Below are 19,174 nucleotides of genomic sequence, written 5' to 3' on the forward strand. Positions count from 1 at the left end.
CCAAGCTCGGCGGTGGCCGCGACCGCCGCGCTCTGGCAACGTCGGAGGCCCAATGCCGCGACCCTTGCTCACCAACGGCTTCATGGCCACCGGCAAGTCCACCGTGGGACGGCGCGTGGCCGAGCTCGAGGGCGTGAGCTTCGAGGATCTCGACGACCGGGTCGAGCGGCGCGCCGGCGCCAGCGTGGCGGAGATCTTCCAGTCCGCCGGCGAGGACGAGTTCCGCAGGCTGGAGCGCGCCGAGCTCGAGCGCTTGCTCGAGGACCCCACGCCGCGTGTGGTCGCCCTCGGCGGCGGCGCGCTCTTGTCCCGCGAGCTGCGCCTGCACGCCCTGGAGCGCGCGACCGTCGTCACGCTCGAGGCCCCGCTGGACGTCGTGGTGTCGCGCGCGAGCTCGACGCGAAGGCCGCTGCTCTCCGGCGCTGATCCGGCGGCGCGCGCTCGCGAGCTCTACGAGGCCCGGCGGATCGCCTACGCCGAAGCCCACGCGCGGGTTACCAGCGGCGAAGGCGACGTGGATCGGGTAGCGCGAGCCGTGAGCGCGGTCTGGAAGCGCGAGCCGGTGGTGGTGGCGGCGGGCCTCCAGAGCTACGCCGTGGACGTCGGCAGCGCGATCGTGGAGGAGCGTCTGGCCGCGCTGTCGGGACAGCCCACCGCCACGCTGCTGGTGACGGACGAGAACGTCCAGGCGGCGCAGGGCCATAGTCTGGGTAAGTCGCTTCGCGGCCACGCGACGCTGGCCCTCGAGCCGGGCGAAGCGCACAAGACACCGGCCGCGCTCGAGCGCGTGTGGCGCGCTGCGCGGGAGAGCCAGCTCGACCGCGGCAGCCTGTTCGTCGCCTTCGGCGGCGGCGTGGTCTGCGACATCGCCGGCTTCGCCGCGGCGACCTGGATGCGCGGTACGCGCTGGCTGGCGGTGCCGACCACGCTGCTCTCGATGGTGGACGCCTCCGTCGGCGGCAAGACGGCCGTGGATTTGGGCGACGCCAAGAACGCCGTCGGCGCGTTCTGGCAACCGGCGGGCGTGGTCTGCGACATCTCGCTGCTCGGCACCGAGCCGGAGCGGGGCTTCCAGAGCGCCCTCGCCGAGGTGGTGAAGAGCGCGTTGGTGGGCGACCCAGAGCTCCTGGACTTCCTCGAGACGCACGCGGACGCGGTGCTCGCGCGTGACGCAGCCGCGCTGACCCAGGTCGTCCGCCGCAGCATCGGCGTCAAAGCGCGCATCGTGTCACGGGACGAGCGCGAGTCGGGTCTGCGCGCGGTGCTCAACCTGGGACACACCGTCGGGCACGCGCTGGAGGCCTGCACCAGCTACAGCGCGTACACTCACGGTGAGGCCGTTGCGCTGGGCCTGGTCGCGGCGCTCGGCATCGGCCAGCGCTTGGGTGTGACCAGCCCGAGCCTCTCGGAGCGCGTCCGCGCGCTGCTCGCCCGCCTCGGCCTGCCGACGGATCTCTCCCGAGCGCCGCTCGGCGATGCCGTCGAGCTCCTGGTTCGCGACAAGAAGCGGCGCGGCACCTACATCCACTTCGTGGTGGTTTCCGCCGCGGGACGCGTCGAGACGCAGTCGCTGCCGCTGGAACAGCTGCGGCGCCTCGCGCTCACCTGCTGAGCGGACGCGCAGACTTAGCGAAGTGCGACGGCGCCGCATCGCGATTCTTGGCGTGTCGCGCTGGCTCTCGATACACTTCGGTTTGAAGCGCCCGCTCCATCGTGCGCCTCCCGACATCGAGGTCTTCATGCGCCGGTTCATCACCAAAGCAATCGTGATTGGCGGGCTCCTGTCCCCTCTCGCTCTGGCGACGCAAGGCTGCGCCGACAACGAGACCATGCTCTTCGTCCGCGCCGTCCTGAAGCTGGAGGCCGGGGAGTGCCTCGCCAAGGGCGATCCGAACTCCACCATGCTGCTCGGGGGAGTGATGGATCTGCACTTCCGCGACAACTACAACGCGGCCCTCCTGGTCGGTAACCAGCTCGTTCGCCGAGGCTCGAAGAACCTGCTGCGCAACGAGTCGAACCGCGTGGTGCTGAAGGGCGCCGAGGTCACGCTGCTCGACGACCAGGAGAACGTGGTCGCCGAGTTCACCGTACCCGGTGTCGGCTTCGTCGATGTCGGAACCGGCGAGGACCCGGGCTACGGCGTGATCGCCACCACGTTGATCCCGTCGGGCCTGGCCCAGCCGAACGCGCTCTATCTGGTGGACGTCCGCGCCTTCGGCGAGACGCTGGGCGGCACGGAGATCACCTCGGCGGCGCTGCGCTACCCGATCTACACCTGCGATCGTTGCCTGATCACCTACCCGCAAGACGCAGCCGACCCGGCGCAGCTCCCGGCCTACATGTGCATCGGTGGCGAGGCGAGCGAGGACCCGCTGCCGTGCTACCTCGGCCAGGACGACTACATCGACTGCCGAATCTGCTCCGCGTCCGATCCGGCCTGCCAGACCCCCGGCGGGTAAGCTCCCCGATGAGGCGGCGCGTCGCGCTCTGTGCCCTGACGGCGACGCTCGGGAGCGCGGGCACCGCCAGCGCGGAGCCACAGTGGAACGTCGGCGCGCTCACGGGCGTGTGCGGCCGTGGCGCCGACGGCAGCTACTGGCAGGACACCTGCTGGTACAACGGCGTGCGCGGCGACGTGTTGTTCGGGCGGAGCCGCTACTCGGACGTCAGCGCGGGCCCTTTCGCCAGCATCACCAGCGCGGGATTCGACGACGTGCGCCTGGGCGGCGGCGCCACGCTGCTCCTGCCGGTGACCCAGTATCTGCCGCTCGGCCTCTCGCTGGGCGGCTACGCGCGCCAGGAGGACGACTGGGATCCCGGCGTCTCGGGCTGGCTGTTCTTCGGCAGTCGTTCGTACAACTTCCACTCGAGCTACGGCATCGCCGCGGGCCTCTTGCTCGGTGTCGAGCACGACCTCCGGGATCCCGGGCACAACGCCATCGTGGTCGGCGTGCAGATCGATGGGCTGGTGCTCGCGCTGCCGTTCCTCTTCACCTACGAGTGGCTGCGCGGCAACCCCGACGAAGACGATTGAGGCTAGAGCTCCGGGGAGGCTTCGGCCCCGGCACCGTCGCCGTCTGGGAGCGCCTCGAGCGCGTCGTCGATGCGCCGGAGCACCGAGCGCAGCATCTCCCGCGAGCGCTCCTCGAGCGCCTGGCGCCGGCCGCGCTCCTCCTCCAGGTCGTGGGCGAGCGAGATGGCTGCCAAGAGGAGCGTCTGGGGCGAGACCGCGCGCCCCGGGCCCGAGAGCTCGCGCAGCCGCTCGTCCACCAGGCTCCCCAGGCGCCGCAGCTCGTCTTCGCTCGCGGAAGCGACGACCCGGTAGGTCTGTCCCCCCACGCGAAGCTCCACCGGAGCGCGGCTCATGGGACGACCGTAGCACCAGAGTAGTCGAATGGAAATGGCCCGCGATCAACGGAAGAGTCGCAGCAAGACCTCGAGTGCGACGCGTTCGACGGCGTCGGCGGCGGCGCGACGTTCCACGTGAATTCGCACCAAGGCCTGAAACGAGCCCACTGCAGCGAGCAGTCGTGCTTCGTCGACGACGCCGGAGAACACTCCCGCTGAGCGCGCGTCTTCGAGCGCGCCGCGCAGCTGCTGGCGCGCCAACGCCGCGCAGCGCGAGCTGGACGCAGACGAGAGAAAAGCGCCGATCAAATCGGGGGATTCGCTGGCCGCCGCCAGCCAACCGGAGATCACACCGCGCAGGCGCTCGCGCGGCGCCACGCTGTGTCTGAGCGCACCCTCGACGCGTCCGGCGACCATCATCGCGGCGCTGCTCTCGACCGCCCGGGTCGCTTGCTCGAGGCTGGCGAAGTGCGCGTAGAACGTGTTCCGGCCCTTGCCCGCGCGGCGCACGATGTTCTGCACGTTCAGCGCCGTGCGCTCGTTGAGCACCTCCGCCGTGGCGCGGATCAACTCACTGCGGTGGAGCGCCCACCGCTCGGCCTGACTCAATCCGCGCTGATACAGGCCGCGAGGGGCCATGCGAGAAAGACTACTCTGTTTTTATGGATCATCAAAAAAGGCCTCGAGGAGAGGCCTCTGAAGCGCCACCCCAGCCCAGGATTGCACTTATCCATTTGATATTACTAGGTTTAGTATAATAAAACTCTGTCGTCTTTTTGGGCCAACGGGCGTGAAACCCCCGAAACGCCGATCGCCGAGGAAAGCGCCTGAGCGAGCCTGAGCGAGCGCTGTCGATCTCCTCCCTGGGCAGGCCCCGAAGCTGCTATGCCTGCCGCGCGGAATGCTGGATTTTCTGGAGAAAGAGCTGGCGGAGCTTGCTCGCCAGGGCCTGCTACGCGAGGTTACGGGCGCACGCCTCGACCTGATCGACGTCGCTTCCAACGATTATCTCGCCTACGCCCGCACGCCTGTTTCACGTGCAACACTGCTCGAATGTGAAGCTGCAGAGGCGGGCGCTGGAGCCTCCCGGCTGATCCACGGCACGACCCAGCCCCACCTGGCCCTCGAAGCCGAGCTCGCGAGTTGGGTTGGGTTGCCCTCCGCCCTGCTCTTCTCCAGTGGTTATGCCGCGAATCTGGGCCTGCTTCAGGCCCTGGCTCGACCCGGAGATCGGGTCGTGTCGGATGCCCTGAACCACGCCTCGATCATCGACGGTTGCCGGCTCGCTCGGGCCGACGTCGCGGTCGTCCCGCACCGCGACCTGGCTGCGGTGGAGGGAGTCCTGGCCGAGCCCGCGGCAGGTGCTCGGCGCTTCGTCGTCACCGAGTCCTACTTCAGCATGGACGGTGACCAAGCGGACCTGCCCGGGCTGCGCCGGCTCTGCGACCGCTTTGGCGCCAGCCTGCTGGTCGATGAGGCGCATGCCCTGGGAGTATTCGGGCCCGAGGGCGCCGGCCTGTGCCGGGCCACCGGGGTCGTTCCCGACGCTTTGGTGGGCACGCTGGGCAAGGCCATCGGGGTCCATGGTGCCTTCGTCGCTGGCTCCGGCGAGCTGCGGCGGTGGCTCTGGAACCGCGCTCGCAGCCTGGTCTTCTCGACCGCCAGCTCCCCGCTCCTGGCCCTGATCGCCCGCGAGCAGGTGCGCCGGGCGCGGCGCGATGAGGCGGGGCGAAGCCGGCTGGCGCAGGCCGCGGCGCAGCTTCGGGCCCGGCTTCGGGCAGCCGGGGTCGAGGCGGCACCTGGATCGACGGGCCCCATCGTGCCGATCCTGCTCGGGGACAACGCCCGGGCCCTGCGCGTCGCGGACGCTCTTCAGCGCGATGGGTTCCGCGCTCAGGCCATCCGCCCGCCGACTGTCCCCGCTGGTAGTGCCCGCTTGCGGATCACCGTTTCGACCGCCCTCGACGACGCCACCCTGGAGCGCCTGGCCACATGCCTGATCGCCGCCTGCGCAGAGTAGTCGTGCTGGGCACCGGGACCGGCGTCGGCAAGACCCGGCTGACCGTGGCGCTCGCCAGGGCCCTCCGCCGCATCGGCCCGACCCTGGCGCTCAAGCCCCTCGAGTCCGGCGGGGATGCCGACGCCCGGGCGTTCGACGTGGAAAACTCGATCCGCGTGGAGCCTCACCCGCTGATCGCGTTGGCCGAGCCGCTCTCGCCCCACCTCGCAGCGCGGCGAGAAGGACGCCGAGTCAGCGTTGCGGAGCTGACGGGCTGGGTCGCCCAGCAGGAGTCTCAGTTAGCACTATGTGACAATACGTCGCCATATATCTTCTCGGTGATCGAGAGCGCGGGAGGCGCCCTCTCGCCGCTCAGCCGCGAGGCCAGGAACCTGGAGCTCGCCCGGGCGCTCGACCCCGCCAAGCTGTTGCTCGTGGGTCCCGACTCGCTTGGCGTGCTGCACGCGCTCGGCTCGACGCTGATCGCCATGGCCGCGCTCGGCCGCCCGCCGGATCTGGTCGCGCTGTCGGCGGCCAGCGTGGACGCCTCGACGGGGACCAACGCGGACGAGCTGCGCGAGCTCGGCATCGCCGACCCGGCCTTCGTGCTCGGGCCCGGCGAGGACGACGCGAGCGCCCTCGCCGAGGCGTTCATCAGCTCTTGACGACTCGGCCGCCCTCGATGCGGACCGTTCGAGCGCTCAGCTTCTCGGCCAGGCCAGGGGCATGATTGACGACGATGACGATGGCGCCCCGCTGCCGCTCGTCCACGAGCACCTGTTCGAGCCGCTCGGAGCTGGCGGGGTCCAGGCCCGAGAAGGGCTCGTCGAGAAGCAGGATCGCCGGCTCGTGGACCAGCGCGCGGGCCAGCGCGATGCGCTGCCGCTGTCCGCGACTCAAGGTCGACACGCGCCGGTCTCCGAACGTGCTGGCGCCGACGCGCGCGCAGGCCCGCTCCCAGGCGGCCTTCGGCTCGACGCCGCGCAAGCGCGCCGCGAGCTCGACGTTCTGCCGCCCGGTGAGCTCGCGATAGCAATGGGATTCGTGCGCGACCCAGCCGATCTGCTCGCGCGCACCCTCGCGGTCGGCGCCGTTCGGGGCGTAGGTCACGCTGCCGCTGCTCGGCGCCAGGACCGTGCCGATCACGGCGAGAAGCGTGCTCTTGCCGGCCCCGTTGGGACCCTCGAGGAAGACCAGCTCCCCCTGGGAGAAATCCACGCTCACCCCGCGCAGCGCCAGCGTCGCCCCGAACAAACGCGACACCGCTCGGACTTCTATACGTTCGATCCGCGCCATCCTGGGGCCAGGCGCCATCGATATCACAGGGCCGGCCCATGGGATCCCCCCTCTCGGGCATCGAATCCCCGCCCGGTCGTGCTAATCATCCATTCTGCACGGGAAGGTCCGCTGAGACCCCCGTGCTACCATCCGCCCGATGACCTCCTCCTCCGCCGTCGCCCTGGACAACGAGCGCATCGAGCGCCTCGCTGAGCTCCGGCGGGCCATCGAGCGGGCGCTCGAGGGCAAGACGGCGGTCGTCGAGCTCGCAATCATTGCACTTCTGGCGCGTGGGCACCTGCTCATCGAGGACGTCCCGGGCGTCGGCAAGACGACGCTGGCGCGCGCGGTCGCCCGCTCCGTGGGCGGTGAGATGCGCCGCGTGCAGTTCACCAGCGACCTCTTGCCGAGCGACGTCCTGGGCGTGTCGGTGTTCGATCAACGCGCCGGCGATTTCTTCCTGCGCCAAGGTCCGATCTTCGCCAACGTGCTCCTGGCGGACGAGATCAACCGCGCCAGCCCGCGCACCCAGTCCGCGTTGCTCGAGGCCATGAACGACGGCCAGGTCTCCATCGACGGCAAGACCATTCCGCTGCCCGAGCCTTTCCTGGTGGTGGCCACGCAGAACCCTCAGGACTTCACCGGTACCTTCCCGCTGCCGGAGTCCCAGCTCGATCGCTTCATGGTCCGCTTGCGCATCGGCTACCCGCCGCCCCACGTCGAGACCCGGCTGATGCTCGAGCCCGACCACGACCGCGTGGACAACGTCCCGGTGGTGCTCGACCCGCAGTCGCTGGTCGCGCTGCAGCGCGAGGTGGATCGTGTCGTCGTGGACGGAGCCCTCGGGACGTATCTTCAGGCCCTGATCACGGCGACCCGTTCGACTCCAACGCTGGCGCTGGGCGCCTCGACGCGCGCCGGCATGAACCTGTCACGGGCGGCGAAGTCTCGGGCCCTGATCCACGGTCGCCGCTACTGCATTGCCGACGACATCCACGACCTGGCAGTGCCGCTGCTCGCGCACCGGGTGCGCCTGGCCGCCCATGCCGAGGGCTACGTCCCCACTCGCGAAGAGGCCGAGGCCGCGGTCCGCGACGTCGTCGCGCGCGTGCCCGTGCCGCTCTGAGGCAGTGCCGTGGCCGGCGCTCGCCTCGCGACTCACCCGAAGAATCAGCGCGCGCTGGAAGACCCGACACCGCCCCGAGGCTTCTGGGGGAAGGTCCGCCGCTGGTTTCGCCCGCCGCGCAAGCTGCGCCTGACGCGCGAGGGCAAGTACTTCATCGGCATCACCTTCGGCGTGGGCTTCGCGGCGATCAACACCGGCAACAACCTGCTCTACCTGCTGCTCGGCATGCTCCTGTCGCTGATCGTCGTCTCGGGCGTGATGAGCGAGCTGTCGCTCCGACACCTGACGGTGGTGCGCAGGCTCCCGCCGCGCGCGCAGGTGGGACGCGCGCACCTGGTCGAGATCGAGGTCTACAACCACAAGCAGCGCATCCCCTCGTACGCCATCGAGATCGAAGACCTGCGCGCCGGTCAGCCCGCGGACAAGCGCTGCTTCTTCCTCAAGATCAGCCCGCGCTCCGCCCAGGTGGCGGCCTACCGCCGAACGCCGGCGCGGCGCGGCCGCGATCGCCACATCGGTTTCCGCGTGGCGACGCGCTTTCCCTTCGGACTGTTCGAGAAGTCGCGAGAGCTCGGCGCAGAAGGTGACCTGATCATCTACCCGGCGGTGGATCCGGTGCGCCTCCCGCCGGATCAGCCGGGACGCAAGCTCGGCGGCGACGGCGCCTTCGGGCGCGGCGCGGGTGACGAAATCGTCGGCGTGCGTCCGATGCGCGACGGCGACGATCCCCGCGACATCTACTGGCGCAAGAGCACGATGCCCACCAACATGGTGCTGCGCGAGCGCGCGCGGGAGACGCGCCGTGACGTGGAGCTGAGCCTCGATCCCACCCACCCGGGGCTGACCCCGGCGGAGGACTGGAGCACCCGCTTCGAGCGGCGCATCCGCGACGTGGCCTCGCGGGCCGTGGCGCACATCAAGCGCGGCGACGGCGTGACGGTTCGTTGCACCACGGGCGACCGAGTACGCGCCGACGCGACCGTGGGCGCCGATCCGCTGCTGCGCTTCCTGGCGCTGCTCGAGGCGACGCCGGGCAAAGGCAGCCTGCCGCCGAAGAGCAGCGCCACCACGCTGCCGCCCGAGCCCAAGGAGGCCGCGTGAGGTTCGGGCTCGTCCATCGGATCATGACCGATGCCCTGGCAGCGCTGGGGCTCTTGGCGCTGGTCACGAGCGGCGAGCTCAATCGCTGGATCACGGCGGCGGTCGTGCTGGGCCTGGTCGGCGCGCTGGCCATCCCGGAGCGCTGGCAGGACTCGAAGCTGATGCGCCACGTGGGCGTGGTCGCCCCGGTGGGGCTCCTGGCTCTGCAGCTCGGGCGCCTGGTGCTCGGCGCCCCGGTCTTGCAGCTGGCGGTCGAGTTCGCCGCCGGCTTGCAGGTGGTCCGCCTGGCCACGCGCCGCGGCGCGGCCCACGACCAGCAGGTGGTGGTGCTGGCGCTCTTGCACCTGATCGCGGGCACGGTGCTCGGGGGAGGGCTGACCTACGGCCTGTGCTTCCTCGGCTTCCTGATCGTCGCGCCGGGCGCCCTGGTGTTGAGCCACCTGCGCCGCGAGGTCGAAGGCAACTACCGCCAAGGCGCCCGCGACCGCACGGGGCTGCCGGTGGACGTGCCGCGCATCCTGCGCAGCCGCCGCGTGATCGGCAAACAGTTCCTGCTCTTCACCTGCCTGCTCTCGGTGCCGATCTTCCTGTTCACGGCGATCTTGTTCGTGATGTTCCCGCGCGTAGGGCTCTCGCTCCTGCTGCTGAACCACGGGCGCCCGGAGCGCATGATCGGCTTTTCGGACAAGGTGGACCTGGGCGGAGTCGGCAAGCTGCGCAGCGACCCGACCATCGCCATGCGGGTCGAGCCCTCGACGCTGGCGGAGAACCCGCCGCTGCGCATCGCGCTCTATCTCAGGGGGACGGCCTTCGACCAATACGACGGGCGCACCTGGTCGCGCAGCGTGACGCAGCGAGCGCCCGCCGACATGCAGGGCAGCGCCGTGCGGATCCGTCGCTCGCCGGACCTCGCGCGCGACCAGAAGCTCACCATCGACCTCGAGCCCATCGATCCGCCGGTGATCTTCCTGCCCAACGACGCGGTGGCCATGCGCCTGGTCAGCCGCGGCATGACCGTGGTCGGGCCGACCACCACGGTGCTGGCCGGGCCGGAGGGCGAGTTCAAATACGTCAGCATCGAGGACCGCGGCCTACGCTACGAGGTGTTCCTGGCGGGCAAGAACGAGGGGCCGCCGAGGCCCTTGAGCGGCGCCGACCGCGCGCGCTACCTCACCCTGCCGCCGGATCTCCCGCCGCGAGTCCTCGAGCTCGCCAAGACCTGGGTCGGCAACGCGAAGACCCCCTACGCGCAGGCCGCCGCCATCGAGGCGCGCTTGCGCAGCGACTACCGCTACGATCTGGACTCGCCGTCCGGCGCCGAGAAGAACCCGCTCGACCACTTCCTGTTCGAGTCCAAGCGCGGGCACTGCGAGTTCTACAGCACGGCGATGGCGGTGCTGCTCCGAACCCAGGGCATTCCGACGCGCAACGTCACGGGGTTCGTCGGCGGCACGTTCAACCGCTTCGGCCGCTACTACGCCGTGCGCCAGGGCGACGCGCACTCCTGGATCGAGGTGTTCATCGACGGGCAGGGCTGGATGCGCTTCGACCCCACTCCGCCTTCGGACGCGGCGCCGCAGAGCGAAATCACCGGCGTCCTGGCGTTCATGCGCGACTTCGTCGAGGCGGCCGCGCAGCGCTGGAACCGGCACATCGTCGGCTACGATCTGAAGCAGCAGGTCTCCCTCTTCCGCAGCGTCAGGAACCGCTACTCCTCGATCCGGGGGACGTCCAAGCTGGCGGAGAGCCTCGCCTCGCCCCGCCGCGCGTGGCTGTTCGGCCTGGGCGTCGCGCTGATCGTGGCGGGGGTCTACTGGTTCCGCCGCACGCGCCAGACGAGCGACGAGAAGAAGGAAGCGCCGAAGTCCGACGAGCTCAGCGTGGCGCGCATCGTGGCGCTGTATCGCAGTCTCGAGTCCGCGCTGGTGGTGCTCGGCGTGCCGCGCCCGCCCAGCGTGCCGCCTTGGGCCCACGCCGTGGGCCTGGAGGCGCTGGGGCATCCGGCCGCGGCCGAGGTCCGGGCCCTGACTCAGCTCTACCTCGAGGCGCGCTTCGGTGATCGCGAGCTCGACGAGGACGAGCGCAAGGCCTTCGCCGAACGCGTGCGCGCGCTCAGGCTACTACGCAGCGCGGAGGGCGAAGCCGCCTGAGGCTCAGCCGAGGACGACGTGAGCGCGCTCGCCCGGCTGCGCGCGAGAGACGCCGATCAACGCCTCGGGCTGCGGGCGCGCGGTCAGCGCGTCGAGCTCCAACGTCGGGTCCCCGCGCTCGACCCAGGCGACGACGACGGGGTCTGCACCGTCCGCGCGCACCTGCACTACGCTCACCGACACTCCGCGGGACAGCTCGTCACCCGTGACCGCGCGCTGCATCGAGCCGAGGGGACGAGCACGCGGGGCCAGGCGGCCCTGGTCATCGACGCTCCCGGGCGCGTAGGTCTGGACGACCAGCCGATAGTTGTGGTCGCCGAGCAGGCCGCCGGTGACGTGGGCCCGCACCTGGTCGAGCTCACCCGCGCCCAAGGTCGTCGCCGCGAGGAGCGCGAGCCAGGTGATGGGGGCGGAGAGCGGAGCCATGACCCGAGTTGAATAAGCACGCCTCGTGCCAGCGCCAGAGGCCCGGACAAATGCGCAGAAATGCGGGAGGGGCGGCGGGCTCCGGGTGTCAGGATGACGACACTGGCCAGGTCACCGTGACTCCACGGTCAGCGCTGCTTGGCGATCGACGCCGCCCACCCGAGAGCATCCGAGCAGGTGCCGGTGCTCTTCGCGCCCTTCGGGCCGCGCTCGAACGGGCCGCCGACCAGGGCGATGTCGCGCCCATCCCGGACCAGCGCCAACGGCCCGGCTGCCGCGCGCTCGGTGCATGCCTTGCCGTTCTTGACCGCCGTCTTGGCCTTGTCCGGCGCGACGAACTCGCCCGGGCGCAGGTCTTTGGGGCGGACGACCCCGCGCGCGAAGGCCTCGAGGCCGCGCTTCGCGGACGCCTCGCTGTCGTAGCGCACGTGCCAGGCGAGCGCGAACCGCTCGCCGTCGCGGAACACCGCCAGGCGATCGCCGGCCCAGTCGCTGGCGCTCTCGATGGCGGAGCGGCGCGGCATCCACTCCTCGAACAGGATCCGGAGCGACTGCTCGCCCAGCACGTCGCGGTACATCACCTCGCCGGGGCCGGTGGCCCGCTGGCTCGGCACCGGAACCCTCTCGGCCTTCTCGCGCGCCAGGTGCTTCTCGGGGTGGAGCAGCTGCTCCGTCGTGGTGGGCGGATCGCGCCAGATGGAGTCCACTCCGGCCCAGCCGCCTCGTCGCCGCGCCCAGTTCACGAACGAGAGCCCGTCCACGTACGGCGACACCACGGAGCGCTTGAGGATGCTCGGGACGTTGGCGGCCTCCATCGACATCTCGATGGCGCCGCGAGCTTCCAGGCTGATGATCTCGTCGGAGACGTCGATGGCGCGGAGCCCGCGCACCGCCAGCACGTGGTCGAGCATGGCGCTGGTGGCGTCGCCCTCAGCGAGGGCATGGATCGCGCTCTGCTCGTCGGTGGCGTCCTCGCGGAACTTGATGCGCTTCTCCAGATCGTAGTGTTGATCTTGCAGCGCGTGGACCAGCTCGTGCGCCAGCGTCGCCTCGCGCTCGAGCGGCGGCAGGTCCCGCGACAGGAACATGGTCTTCTGCTTCGGATCGTAGAAGCCGGCCAGCTGAGAGCCCATCAGCTCGAGCAAGCTCTTCTCGTAGTCGAAGCTCTCCGGCACCACACCGAGCGCGAACAACATCTCGTTCTGAGCCCGCACGACCGCCGGTGGGATCTCCTCCGCCAGCTGCTTCTTGACGTAGGCCACCATCTCGGTGCGCTCGATGGTGCGGCCCTTCACCGGTCCCCTGGCGCCGAGCTCGCGGCGCTTCTCGACCAACGCCAGCGCGTCGGCCACCACCCGATCGGCTGCCGGAGTGGCGTTCGCGTCGCCCGCGTCTGGCGCCGGCGCTCGCGCGCCCTGCGCGGGCTCCGGCGGCTCGTCGGGTGCCGCGACGGGCGGCGCCGGCGCGCCACAGCCGAGCAGCACGAGGCCCAGGAGCGCGGCGCGCATCTCAGCTCACCTGCTCGCGAATTCTCGCGATGGCCGCCGCGCGATCCGTCTGGCCAAAGACGGCTGAGCCCGCCACCAGGACGTCGGCGCCGGCCCCGGCCACCCGGGCCGCCGTGTCGGGCGCCACGCCGCCGTCCACCTCCAGGTCGATGCTCAGCTTGCGCCGATCGATCATCGCGCGAAGCGCGCTGATCTTCGGCAACACCGCGGGCAAAAAGCTCTGCCCTCCGAAGCCGGGGTTCACGCTCATCACCAGGATCAGATCCAGATCGTCCAGAACGTACTCGATGGCGCTCTCGTGAGTGTGCGGGTTGAGCACCACGCCGGCCTTCTTTCCGAGCCGGCGGATCTCTGCCAGGGTCCGCTGAAGGTGCGTGCTGGCCTCGACGTGGACGCTGATCACGTCGGCGCCGGCGGCCGCGAACGCTTCCACGTAGCGCTCGGGCTCGACGATCATCAAGTGTACGTCCAGCGGCAGCTTCGTCGCCGCGCGCGCGGCCTTAACCACCACCGGGCCGAGGGTGATGTTGGGCACGAAGCGCCCGTCCATGACGTCGACGTGAATCCAGTCGGCCCCACCGGCCTCCACGCTCTGGATCTCGTCAGCCAAGCGCCCTAGATCCGCGCTCAGAATCGAGGGCGCGATGCGGACCTCTCTGGACATGCACCCGGGGGATACACGACCTCGCGCAACGAGGCCAGGAGCGGCTTCGAATCTGGTCGCCGCCCGACCCCGGCGTGTTACCCTCCGCCGAGGTTCCAGAGAGCCAGCGATGATCACGCGCTCCCTCGGCAAGCAGGACTACGACCACATCGTCCAGGTCATCGACCGCTGGTGGGGAGGGCCGACGAGCTCGCTGGCCCACCCGCTCTTCTTCTACGAGCTCGGGCAGCTGGCCCGGGTCGTGGAGCACGACGGCATCCTGGTGGGCTTTCTGTTCGGATTCGTCGCCCCCGGACCGCCGAAGACCGGCTACGTCCACCTGGTCGGCATCCACCCGGACTACCGCCGCCGCGGCGTCGGCAAGGTGCTCTACCAGAGCTTCGAAGAAGAGTGCCGAGGCCAAGGCGCGGCGCGCCTGAAGGCCATCACCACCCTGGGCAACGAGGGATCCATCGCCTTCCACAAGGCGATGGGCTGGACGGTGACCCCGGTGGACGACTACGCCGGGCCGGCTCGCCCGCGCCTGGTCTTCAACAAGGTGCTGTGAGCATGAGCGGGCAGGGCGACTCGCGCTCGGCGGAGCTGCGATCCGCGCGTGACGCCCGCGCGATCTTGTCCGAGGCCTCAGCCGCGCTCCAGCTCTCTCCGGACGGAGCGGACCTCGAGCGGGCGGTCGAGAGCGTCGCGCAGGCGAGCAGCACGCTCTACGAGCTCGAAGCGGAGGGCCCGGTGTCCCAGGACTACCGGAGCATCCGCACGGCCATCGCCCACCTGAGCGACGCCCTCGGGGTGCTCCAAGGCCTGCCGCCGCGCCCCGGGATCGACGCGGCCATCGAGGGTCTGGCCCGGACCCTGGCGCTGCTCTATCCGGTGGCGCGCACGCATCAGCGCCGCCGGCGCCGGGTCATCCTCGACATCTTCGGCGAGCCGGACTCGATGGCGGGCCTCGCCGCACCGGCGCCCGAGCCCACGGGCGCGCCGCCGGAGCGCAACGATTTTTCCGGCGCCAACAAGCGTGGTCGCGGTGATCGGGTGTTCCTCGAGGTGGATATCGGCTTCACCAGCCAGTCCCACTTCTACACCGGGCTCTCGCGGGACCTGTCCCGCGGCGGCGTGTTCGTCGCGACCTACCGGCCTCAGCCGCCCGGCACGGAGGTGACTCTCCATTTCGTCCTGCCCGATGGGCGCGCCGTCAAGGCGCGGGGCGTGGTGCGCTGGACGGTCGACGCGCGCGGCGACATGGCCCCGGGCATGGGAATCTCCTTCGACGACCTGGAAGCGGAAGATCTGAACGCGATCGTGGAGTTTTGCGAGCAGAGGTCCCCGATCTACCACCACTCGGCGGACGACTGAGGGCCCGGCGATTTGAATCGGGCCCAAGAGCAGATACAGTTTTTCTGCGTCGCGCGTGCACGGGAGGCCTCGATGCGCTTGCTTCTTCTATTCGTCGGCTTGACTACCCTGGGGGGACTCTCGGGCTGTGCGCAGTCCGAGACCGTATCGGGTGGCGGCGCATTCGGCGGCGTCGGCGGCGACGGCGGCCCTGGTGGAGGTAGCGGCGGTGCGCTCGGCGGCGCTGGCGGTGCGGGCGGCGCCGTGGGCGGCGCGGGCGGCGCCACGGGCGGCGCGGCCGGCATGGCTGGAGCCGGCGGCGGCGGAACCGGCGGCGGCGGAACCGGCGGCGGCGGAACCGGCGGCGGCGGAACCGGCGGGAGCAGCGCCTGCACTCCTCCGGTCGCCGGCGGCCAGTGCGACACCTCACCGCAGTGCGGTTGCACCGGCGGGCAAGCCTGCAACGTCACCAGCGAAGCCGGCACCACGCAGTGCACCCCGGCGGGCGCGGTAACGCCCTACAACCTCTGCGCGAACCTGAACGACTGCACTGCGGGTCATGCCTGCGTGGGCAGCGCCTGCAAGGCGTATTGCGAGAGCAACACGGACTGCGCAGCGACCGGAGGCGCGTGCTTCCAGGTGAGCTTCACCAGCGGCGGCACGAGCAAGCCCATCCCGGGCATGAAGGTCTGCTCCAAGAAGTGCGAGCTGCAGAACCCGGCGTCGGCGTGCGGCTCGGGCCTCACCTGCTACCCGGACATGCAGGCGGTGCCCCCGAAGACCGACTGCGGCAAGGCGGGCACGTCCACCGCCGCCGGCGCCTGCCTCACCGACACCACCGCGTGCGCCCCCGGCTATGCGTGCCTCTCCAACGGCGACTGCAAGAAATGGTGCCGAGTCCAGTTCACAGGCGACTGCGGAACAGGTAAGACCTGCCAAGGCTGGGCTTCGCCCAACGAGGTCATCGTGGACGGCATCACCTACGGAATCTGCTCACCGTGACCGGTCTGCCCACCACCGTGGACATCGCGGAGCTGCGCAGCATCGGCCTGTTCGGCGCGCTGAGCGACGAGGTGTTGGCGCACTTGGCGGCTTCGCTCACGGTCAGCACTCCACCGGCCGGCACCGTCGTGTTCCGCGAGGGCGACGAGGCGCGCGACATGTTCGTGCTCGTGGACGGCGAGCTCGAGGTCTTGAAGCGCAGCCACCGTGGCATCGACGCGCGCGTGGCCATGCTCGGCCCCGGCGACTGGTTCGGTGAGATGAGCGTCGTGGACGTGCAGGCGCGCTCGGCGACGGTGCGCACGCTGGCGCCTACCCGACTGGTCAGGATCACCACCGCCGATCTCGACGCGCTCTACCGCTACGACGTGAAGTCCTACGCCATCATCGTGCTGAACCTGGCGCGCGAGCTCAGCCGGCGCCTGCGCGTGGCCGACGGTATTCTCGCGGACTTCATCGCGAACGTGCTGGACAGCTATCTGGTGCGCCGCGGCCCCGCGGCCGGCTGACGCTCAGTCGCTGCCCGCTTCGAGCGCGCCGTCGTCGGCGTCGTCATCCGCGTCATCGCCGGCGTCGGTGTCGCCGTCGTCGCCAGCATCGGTGTCGCCGTCGTCGCCAGCATCGGTGTCGCCGTCGTCGCCAGCGTCGGTGTCGCCGTCGATGTCGGCGTCACCGGCATCGCCGGCGTCGCTGGGCGGTCCGCCTGCAGTTCCGCCGAAACCCCCAGCGCCGCCGAAGCCCGCACCGCCACCGGCACCGCCCGCCGGCGCACCGGCAGCGCCGCCGTCCCCGCCCGCGCCGCCGGAGCTGGAGCCGCCGAAGCCCGAGTCCGCCTGCACGCCTCCACCCGCGCCTCCGCCGAAGCCCGCACCGGTTCCGCCCCCGGACTGGTCCGAGGGCACCTCGGGTTGAGGGTTCAGATCGCACGCCGCGAACAGCGCTGCGACCAGCAGCACGGACAGCCACCGCCGAGCCATGTGTCACCTAGGCTAGCACGCGTTGCGCCAACTGGCACTGGACTTCCTGCCGGAAATCCTGGGACCTCAGGTGTCCGCTCCCGGCACAGTGTGGCACAGGGCGAGGGCTCGGCGGTCAGTCGCGGCACATGTTCAGTCCGAACCCAACGCGTCCGGATCAGCGTCCAGCTCGGCATCCTCGTCGCCGGAGTCTTCGCCCGAGTCCTCCCCGGCATCCTCCCCGGCGTCGGTCTCCCCGTCCGCGGCATCGTCAACGTCCGGGCCGGCATCCACGACCCCCGCGAAGCCGCCTCCACCCGCTGCACCGCCCGTGGCCATACCGCCGAAGCCACCCGACGCGCTGCCCGCAGCACCACCGGCGCCGCCGCCGCCCGCGTCCTTCGCGCCCGCGCCGCCGAAGCTCATGCCGCCGCCGGTGCCTCCCTCTTCACCGCTCGGCACCTCGGGCTGAGGGTTCAGATCGCAGGCCGCGAAGCCGCTCAGGCCCAGCGCAACGATTGAGACGAATCGCCGGAGGCGCATTCCGAGAAGCATCTTAGCAATTCCCCTGCCAGGACTATCCCCTGGATCGCTGCGCGGCGCGAGCCGACTCGATCAGAGCCAGCGCGGCGTTCGGGTCGGCGCGCGAGAGGTCCCCGGCGACGCGGCTCAGCTCGGCGCCGAGCTCCGCGAGGGCGGAGGCGATCTCGTCGGCGTTGGTGACCAGGATGTCGCGCCAGACCGCTGGGTTCCCGCCCGCGACGCGCGTTGCGCCGGCAAATCCGGGCCCCTCGGCAGCCCCAGCACGACGCCGCTCGGACAGCACGACCAGCGCGCTGGCCAGGAGCTGCGGGACGTGACTGGTCAGCGCCACCGCGCGGTCGTGCTCCGCCGCGCTCATCGTCACCGGCGTGGCGCCCAGTGCGCGGACGAATGCCTCGACCCGTGCGAAGGCGTCGGCATCGGCGGCCTCCGGACACAGGATCCAGCGTTGGCCCTCGAACAGATCCGCCCGCGCTGCGTCCGCGCCGCCGCTCGGGCCGCCCGCGAGCGGGTGCCCCGGGACGAAGCGCCCGCGCCGCACCGAGCTCTCGGCGCTCGCGACGATGGCGCGCTTGGTCGAGCCGCAGTCGGTGACCAGCCGCGCGTGAGCGAGCGCGCGCCCGAGCTCCGCTTCGATCGCCGAGACGGGCGCCGCGAGCACGGCCAGATCCGCGGCGGCGAGCGCGCGCTCCACCGCCGGCCCGTCGGAGGCGTCCACGCGCTCGTCCGAGAGTGCGCGCACGCTCGCGGAGGCGAGCACCGCGCTCGCGTCCACCGCGACGACCCGTGCGCCCGGCCTCCGGGCCCGAGAGGCGGCGGCTATCGAGCCACCGATCAGCCCGAAGCCGACGACACAGAGCTTCATCGCCGCACGGCGGCGCCGATGGCGCGGAGCCGCTCGGCGAGCTCGACCGCGTCGCCCCAACGCAGCGTGGCGGGCACCGGGCTCGGCATCTCCTCGCGTCCGACCCAGACCCGGAGGATTACCCCGTCGGCCCCGGCGCCGATGGCCGCGCAGGCAACGGCCGTGGAGTAGCGGGTGCGCTGCGCGATGCTGGCAACGTCGACCACGATGGGCAAATGCGTGCGGATCTTAGCGCGCGCGATGGCCGCGACCTCCAGCGTGCGAGCGCCGTTCGGGTACTCGCCGCCGGCCTCGAGCAAGACCACGCTCGCCTCGCGGCGCTCGAGCTCGCGCTCCGCCGCGCCGATCCACTTGTTCGCGCCCCAGCTCGGTCCTCGCTCCACGAACTTCACCTGGCTGGGCGTCGCGGCGCGCACCCTGAGCGGCAGACAGGTCAGCGAGCCGACGCTCTCCGGCACCACGCGCGCCCGAGACACGGCCGCGTCGAACGGACGCCCCGCAGCCACCTCGTAGCCGAGCTCGCTGGATGTCGGACCGTGCTCGTCGTCGCCGTTCTCACCGCCGAGGCCGATCGGCTCGATGGCGACCCACGGCCGCTCTCCGCCGATGATGCCCCAGGGACCCTCGACCACCGTCGCGGCCTCGCGGAAGCGGCGCGACGCCAGACGGAAGGGCTCGCTGACGCGCACAACGTCCGCGACCCACTCCAGATCCTTGGCGACGGCGACGTGCTGCTCGGTGACGTCCCCGACGACGCCGAGCAACGTTCTCGTTTGCCCGCTGGAGCGGTGAACGTCGAAACCGGCGCCGACGAGATACGCGATGACGGCCTCGACGGCCGCATCCGGCGCGTTCGACTCCATGACGACGACCATG

General features: G+C 71.0%; 22 protein-coding genes. 12 read left to right on the forward strand and 10 right to left on the reverse strand.

Translation table 11 applies throughout. The features are described 5' to 3' along the window. Positions 1–52: 52 nt before the first annotated feature. The 3 genes from aroB (at position 53) to HS104_03570 (ending at position 3,034) form a co-directional block, all read left to right on the forward strand. Positions 53–1,612, forward strand: a complete 1,560-nt coding sequence (aroB, locus tag HS104_03560; GenBank protein ID MBE7479056.1) for a 3-dehydroquinate synthase — start codon at positions 53–55, stop codon at positions 1,610–1,612. Between the two features lie 82 nt (positions 1,613–1,694). Then, positions 1,695–2,459 (forward strand): hypothetical protein, encoded by a 765-nt coding sequence (locus HS104_03565; GenBank protein MBE7479057.1) that lies wholly within the window; start codon positions 1,695–1,697, stop codon positions 2,457–2,459. Positions 2,460–2,467: 8 nt separating this feature from the next. Beyond that, the gene (locus tag HS104_03570) at positions 2,468–3,034 is read left to right on the forward strand and encodes a hypothetical protein (protein ID MBE7479058.1); all 567 of its coding nucleotides are present in this window, start codon (positions 2,468–2,470) and stop codon (positions 3,032–3,034) included. 2 nt (positions 3,035–3,036) lie between these two features. Here HS104_03570 and HS104_03575 read toward each other — a convergent pair whose 3' ends face one another. Both HS104_03575 and HS104_03580 read right to left on the reverse strand, forming a co-directional pair. Further along, entirely contained in the window at positions 3,037–3,366 is a 330-nt protein-coding gene (locus HS104_03575) for a cell division protein ZapA (protein MBE7479059.1), read from the reverse strand. Between the two features lie 45 nt (positions 3,367–3,411). Then, on the reverse strand, positions 3,412–3,987 hold the full coding sequence (locus HS104_03580; protein MBE7479060.1) for a hypothetical protein: 576 nt from the start codon (positions 3,985–3,987) through the stop codon (positions 3,412–3,414). 262 nt (positions 3,988–4,249) lie between these two features. Here HS104_03580 and HS104_03585 point away from each other — a divergent pair, with 262 nt between their 5' ends. Together HS104_03585 and HS104_03590 are read left to right on the forward strand one after the other, a co-directional pair. Next, positions 4,250–5,368, forward strand: coding sequence for an 8-amino-7-oxononanoate synthase (locus HS104_03585; GenBank protein ID MBE7479061.1), 1,119 nt, complete (start codon positions 4,250–4,252; stop codon positions 5,366–5,368). Then, a complete protein-coding gene (locus HS104_03590; GenBank protein ID MBE7479062.1) occupies positions 5,341–6,012 on the forward strand; it encodes a dethiobiotin synthase in 672 nt (223 codons plus the stop codon). The genes HS104_03585 and HS104_03590 overlap by 28 nt, the downstream gene beginning before the upstream one ends. Here the strand turns inward: HS104_03590 and HS104_03595 are convergent. Further along, positions 6,002–6,643: an ABC transporter ATP-binding protein gene (locus HS104_03595; protein ID MBE7479063.1), complete on the reverse strand. Its 642-nt coding sequence runs from the start codon at positions 6,641–6,643 to the stop codon at positions 6,002–6,004. The genes HS104_03590 and HS104_03595 overlap by 11 nt on opposite strands. Before the next feature lie 139 nt (positions 6,644–6,782). Here HS104_03595 and HS104_03600 point away from each other — a divergent pair, with 139 nt between their 5' ends. The 3 genes from HS104_03600 to HS104_03610 are packed head-to-tail and all read left to right on the forward strand — an operon-like array spanning position 6,783 to position 11,002. Continuing rightward, complete coding sequence (locus HS104_03600) at positions 6,783–7,751, forward strand: MoxR family ATPase (protein MBE7479064.1); 969 nt, start codon at positions 6,783–6,785, stop codon at positions 7,749–7,751. A gap of 9 nt (positions 7,752–7,760) precedes the next feature. Beyond that, positions 7,761–8,852, forward strand: coding sequence for a DUF58 domain-containing protein (locus HS104_03605; GenBank protein MBE7479065.1), 1,092 nt, complete (start codon positions 7,761–7,763; stop codon positions 8,850–8,852). Next, positions 8,849–11,002 carry a DUF3488 domain-containing protein gene (locus HS104_03610; GenBank protein ID MBE7479066.1) on the forward strand — a complete coding sequence of 718 codons (2,154 nt, stop codon included), beginning with the start codon at positions 8,849–8,851 and terminating at the stop codon, positions 11,000–11,002. Before HS104_03605 ends, HS104_03610 begins: the two co-directional genes overlap by 4 nt. A gap of 3 nt (positions 11,003–11,005) precedes the next feature. Here HS104_03610 and HS104_03615 read toward each other — a convergent pair whose 3' ends face one another. From HS104_03615 to HS104_03625, 3 genes are all read right to left on the reverse strand, one after another. Further along, positions 11,006–11,428 (reverse strand): hypothetical protein, encoded by a 423-nt coding sequence (locus HS104_03615; protein ID MBE7479067.1) that lies wholly within the window; start codon positions 11,426–11,428, stop codon positions 11,006–11,008. Between the two features lie 128 nt (positions 11,429–11,556). After that, positions 11,557–12,936, reverse strand: a complete 1,380-nt coding sequence (locus HS104_03620; GenBank protein ID MBE7479068.1) for a hypothetical protein — start codon at positions 12,934–12,936, stop codon at positions 11,557–11,559. A gap of 1 nt (position 12,937) precedes the next feature. After that, complete coding sequence (locus HS104_03625) at positions 12,938–13,600, reverse strand: ribulose-phosphate 3-epimerase (protein MBE7479069.1); 663 nt, start codon at positions 13,598–13,600, stop codon at positions 12,938–12,940. A gap of 109 nt (positions 13,601–13,709) precedes the next feature. On the opposite strand from HS104_03625, the gene HS104_03630 reads away from it, so the two are divergent. The 4 genes from HS104_03630 to HS104_03645 all read left to right on the forward strand — a co-directional run bounded on the left by HS104_03630 (position 13,710) and on the right by HS104_03645 (position 16,443). Then, a complete protein-coding gene (locus tag HS104_03630; protein MBE7479070.1) occupies positions 13,710–14,147 on the forward strand; it encodes a GNAT family N-acetyltransferase in 438 nt (145 codons plus the stop codon). A gap of 2 nt (positions 14,148–14,149) precedes the next feature. After that, positions 14,150–14,953, forward strand: coding sequence for a TIGR02266 family protein (locus tag HS104_03635; GenBank protein ID MBE7479071.1), 804 nt, complete (start codon positions 14,150–14,152; stop codon positions 14,951–14,953). A 72-nt stretch (positions 14,954–15,025) separates the two neighbouring features. Beyond that, positions 15,026–15,934 (forward strand): hypothetical protein, encoded by a 909-nt coding sequence (locus HS104_03640; GenBank protein ID MBE7479072.1) that lies wholly within the window; start codon positions 15,026–15,028, stop codon positions 15,932–15,934. Positions 15,935–15,939: 5 nt separating this feature from the next. Further along, positions 15,940–16,443: a cyclic nucleotide-binding domain-containing protein gene (locus HS104_03645; GenBank protein MBE7479073.1), complete on the forward strand. Its 504-nt coding sequence runs from the start codon at positions 15,940–15,942 to the stop codon at positions 16,441–16,443. A 3-nt stretch (positions 16,444–16,446) separates the two neighbouring features. Here HS104_03645 and HS104_03650 read toward each other — a convergent pair whose 3' ends face one another. From HS104_03650 to HS104_03665, 4 genes are all read right to left on the reverse strand, one after another. After that, positions 16,447–16,911 (reverse strand): BatC protein, encoded by a 465-nt coding sequence (locus tag HS104_03650; protein MBE7479074.1) that lies wholly within the window; start codon positions 16,909–16,911, stop codon positions 16,447–16,449. A gap of 132 nt (positions 16,912–17,043) precedes the next feature. Next, the gene (locus HS104_03655) at positions 17,044–17,433 is read right to left on the reverse strand and encodes a hypothetical protein (GenBank protein MBE7479075.1); all 390 of its coding nucleotides are present in this window, start codon (positions 17,431–17,433) and stop codon (positions 17,044–17,046) included. A gap of 34 nt (positions 17,434–17,467) precedes the next feature. Further along, positions 17,468–18,298, reverse strand: coding sequence for a prephenate dehydrogenase/arogenate dehydrogenase family protein (locus HS104_03660; GenBank protein MBE7479076.1), 831 nt, complete (start codon positions 18,296–18,298; stop codon positions 17,468–17,470). Further along, positions 18,295–19,173, reverse strand: coding sequence for a hypothetical protein (locus HS104_03665; protein MBE7479077.1), 879 nt, complete (start codon positions 19,171–19,173; stop codon positions 18,295–18,297). The genes HS104_03660 and HS104_03665 overlap by 4 nt, the downstream gene beginning before the upstream one ends. Position 19,174 lies beyond the last annotated feature (1 nt).

The organism is Polyangiaceae bacterium (assembly GCA_015075635.1).
In the GTDB taxonomy this organism is placed as follows: Bacteria; Myxococcota_A; Polyangia; order Polyangiales; family Polyangiaceae; genus JADJKB01.

What these genes read in the sequence shown, in the direction of transcription:
- aroB (MBE7479056.1), top strand. Translation starts at nt 53, where the DNA reads ATGCCGCGACCCTTGCTCACCAACGGCTTCATGGCCACCGGCAAGTCC.
- HS104_03570 (MBE7479058.1), top strand. Translation starts at nt 2,468, where the DNA reads ATGAGGCGGCGCGTCGCGCTCTGTGCCCTGACGGCGACGCTCGGGAGC.
- HS104_03575 (MBE7479059.1), bottom strand. Translation starts at nt 3,366, where the DNA reads ATGAGCCGCGCTCCGGTGGAGCTTCGCGTGGGGGGACAGACCTACCGG.
- HS104_03580 (MBE7479060.1), bottom strand. Translation starts at nt 3,987, where the DNA reads ATGGCCCCTCGCGGCCTGTATCAGCGCGGATTGAGTCAGGCCGAGCGG.
- HS104_03585 (MBE7479061.1), top strand. Translation starts at nt 4,250, where the DNA reads ATGCTGGATTTTCTGGAGAAAGAGCTGGCGGAGCTTGCTCGCCAGGGC.
- HS104_03590 (MBE7479062.1), top strand. Translation starts at nt 5,341, where the DNA reads ATGCCTGATCGCCGCCTGCGCAGAGTAGTCGTGCTGGGCACCGGGACC.
- HS104_03595 (MBE7479063.1), bottom strand. Translation starts at nt 6,643, where the DNA reads ATGGCGCGGATCGAACGTATAGAAGTCCGAGCGGTGTCGCGTTTGTTC.
- HS104_03600 (MBE7479064.1), top strand. Translation starts at nt 6,783, where the DNA reads ATGACCTCCTCCTCCGCCGTCGCCCTGGACAACGAGCGCATCGAGCGC.
- HS104_03615 (MBE7479067.1), bottom strand. Translation starts at nt 11,428, where the DNA reads ATGGCTCCGCTCTCCGCCCCCATCACCTGGCTCGCGCTCCTCGCGGCG.
- HS104_03620 (MBE7479068.1), bottom strand. Translation starts at nt 12,936, where the DNA reads ATGCGCGCCGCGCTCCTGGGCCTCGTGCTGCTCGGCTGTGGCGCGCCG.
- HS104_03625 (MBE7479069.1), bottom strand. Translation starts at nt 13,600, where the DNA reads ATGTCCAGAGAGGTCCGCATCGCGCCCTCGATTCTGAGCGCGGATCTA.
- HS104_03630 (MBE7479070.1), top strand. Translation starts at nt 13,710, where the DNA reads ATGATCACGCGCTCCCTCGGCAAGCAGGACTACGACCACATCGTCCAG.
- HS104_03635 (MBE7479071.1), top strand. Translation starts at nt 14,150, where the DNA reads ATGAGCGGGCAGGGCGACTCGCGCTCGGCGGAGCTGCGATCCGCGCGT.
- HS104_03640 (MBE7479072.1), top strand. Translation starts at nt 15,026, where the DNA reads ATGCGCTTGCTTCTTCTATTCGTCGGCTTGACTACCCTGGGGGGACTC.
- HS104_03650 (MBE7479074.1), bottom strand. Translation starts at nt 16,911, where the DNA reads ATGGCTCGGCGGTGGCTGTCCGTGCTGCTGGTCGCAGCGCTGTTCGCG.
- HS104_03655 (MBE7479075.1), bottom strand. Translation starts at nt 17,433, where the DNA reads ATGCGCCTCCGGCGATTCGTCTCAATCGTTGCGCTGGGCCTGAGCGGC.
- HS104_03660 (MBE7479076.1), bottom strand. Translation starts at nt 18,298, where the DNA reads ATGAAGCTCTGTGTCGTCGGCTTCGGGCTGATCGGTGGCTCGATAGCC.
- HS104_03665 (MBE7479077.1), bottom strand. Translation starts at nt 19,173, where the DNA reads ATGGTCGTCGTCATGGAGTCGAACGCGCCGGATGCGGCCGTCGAGGCC.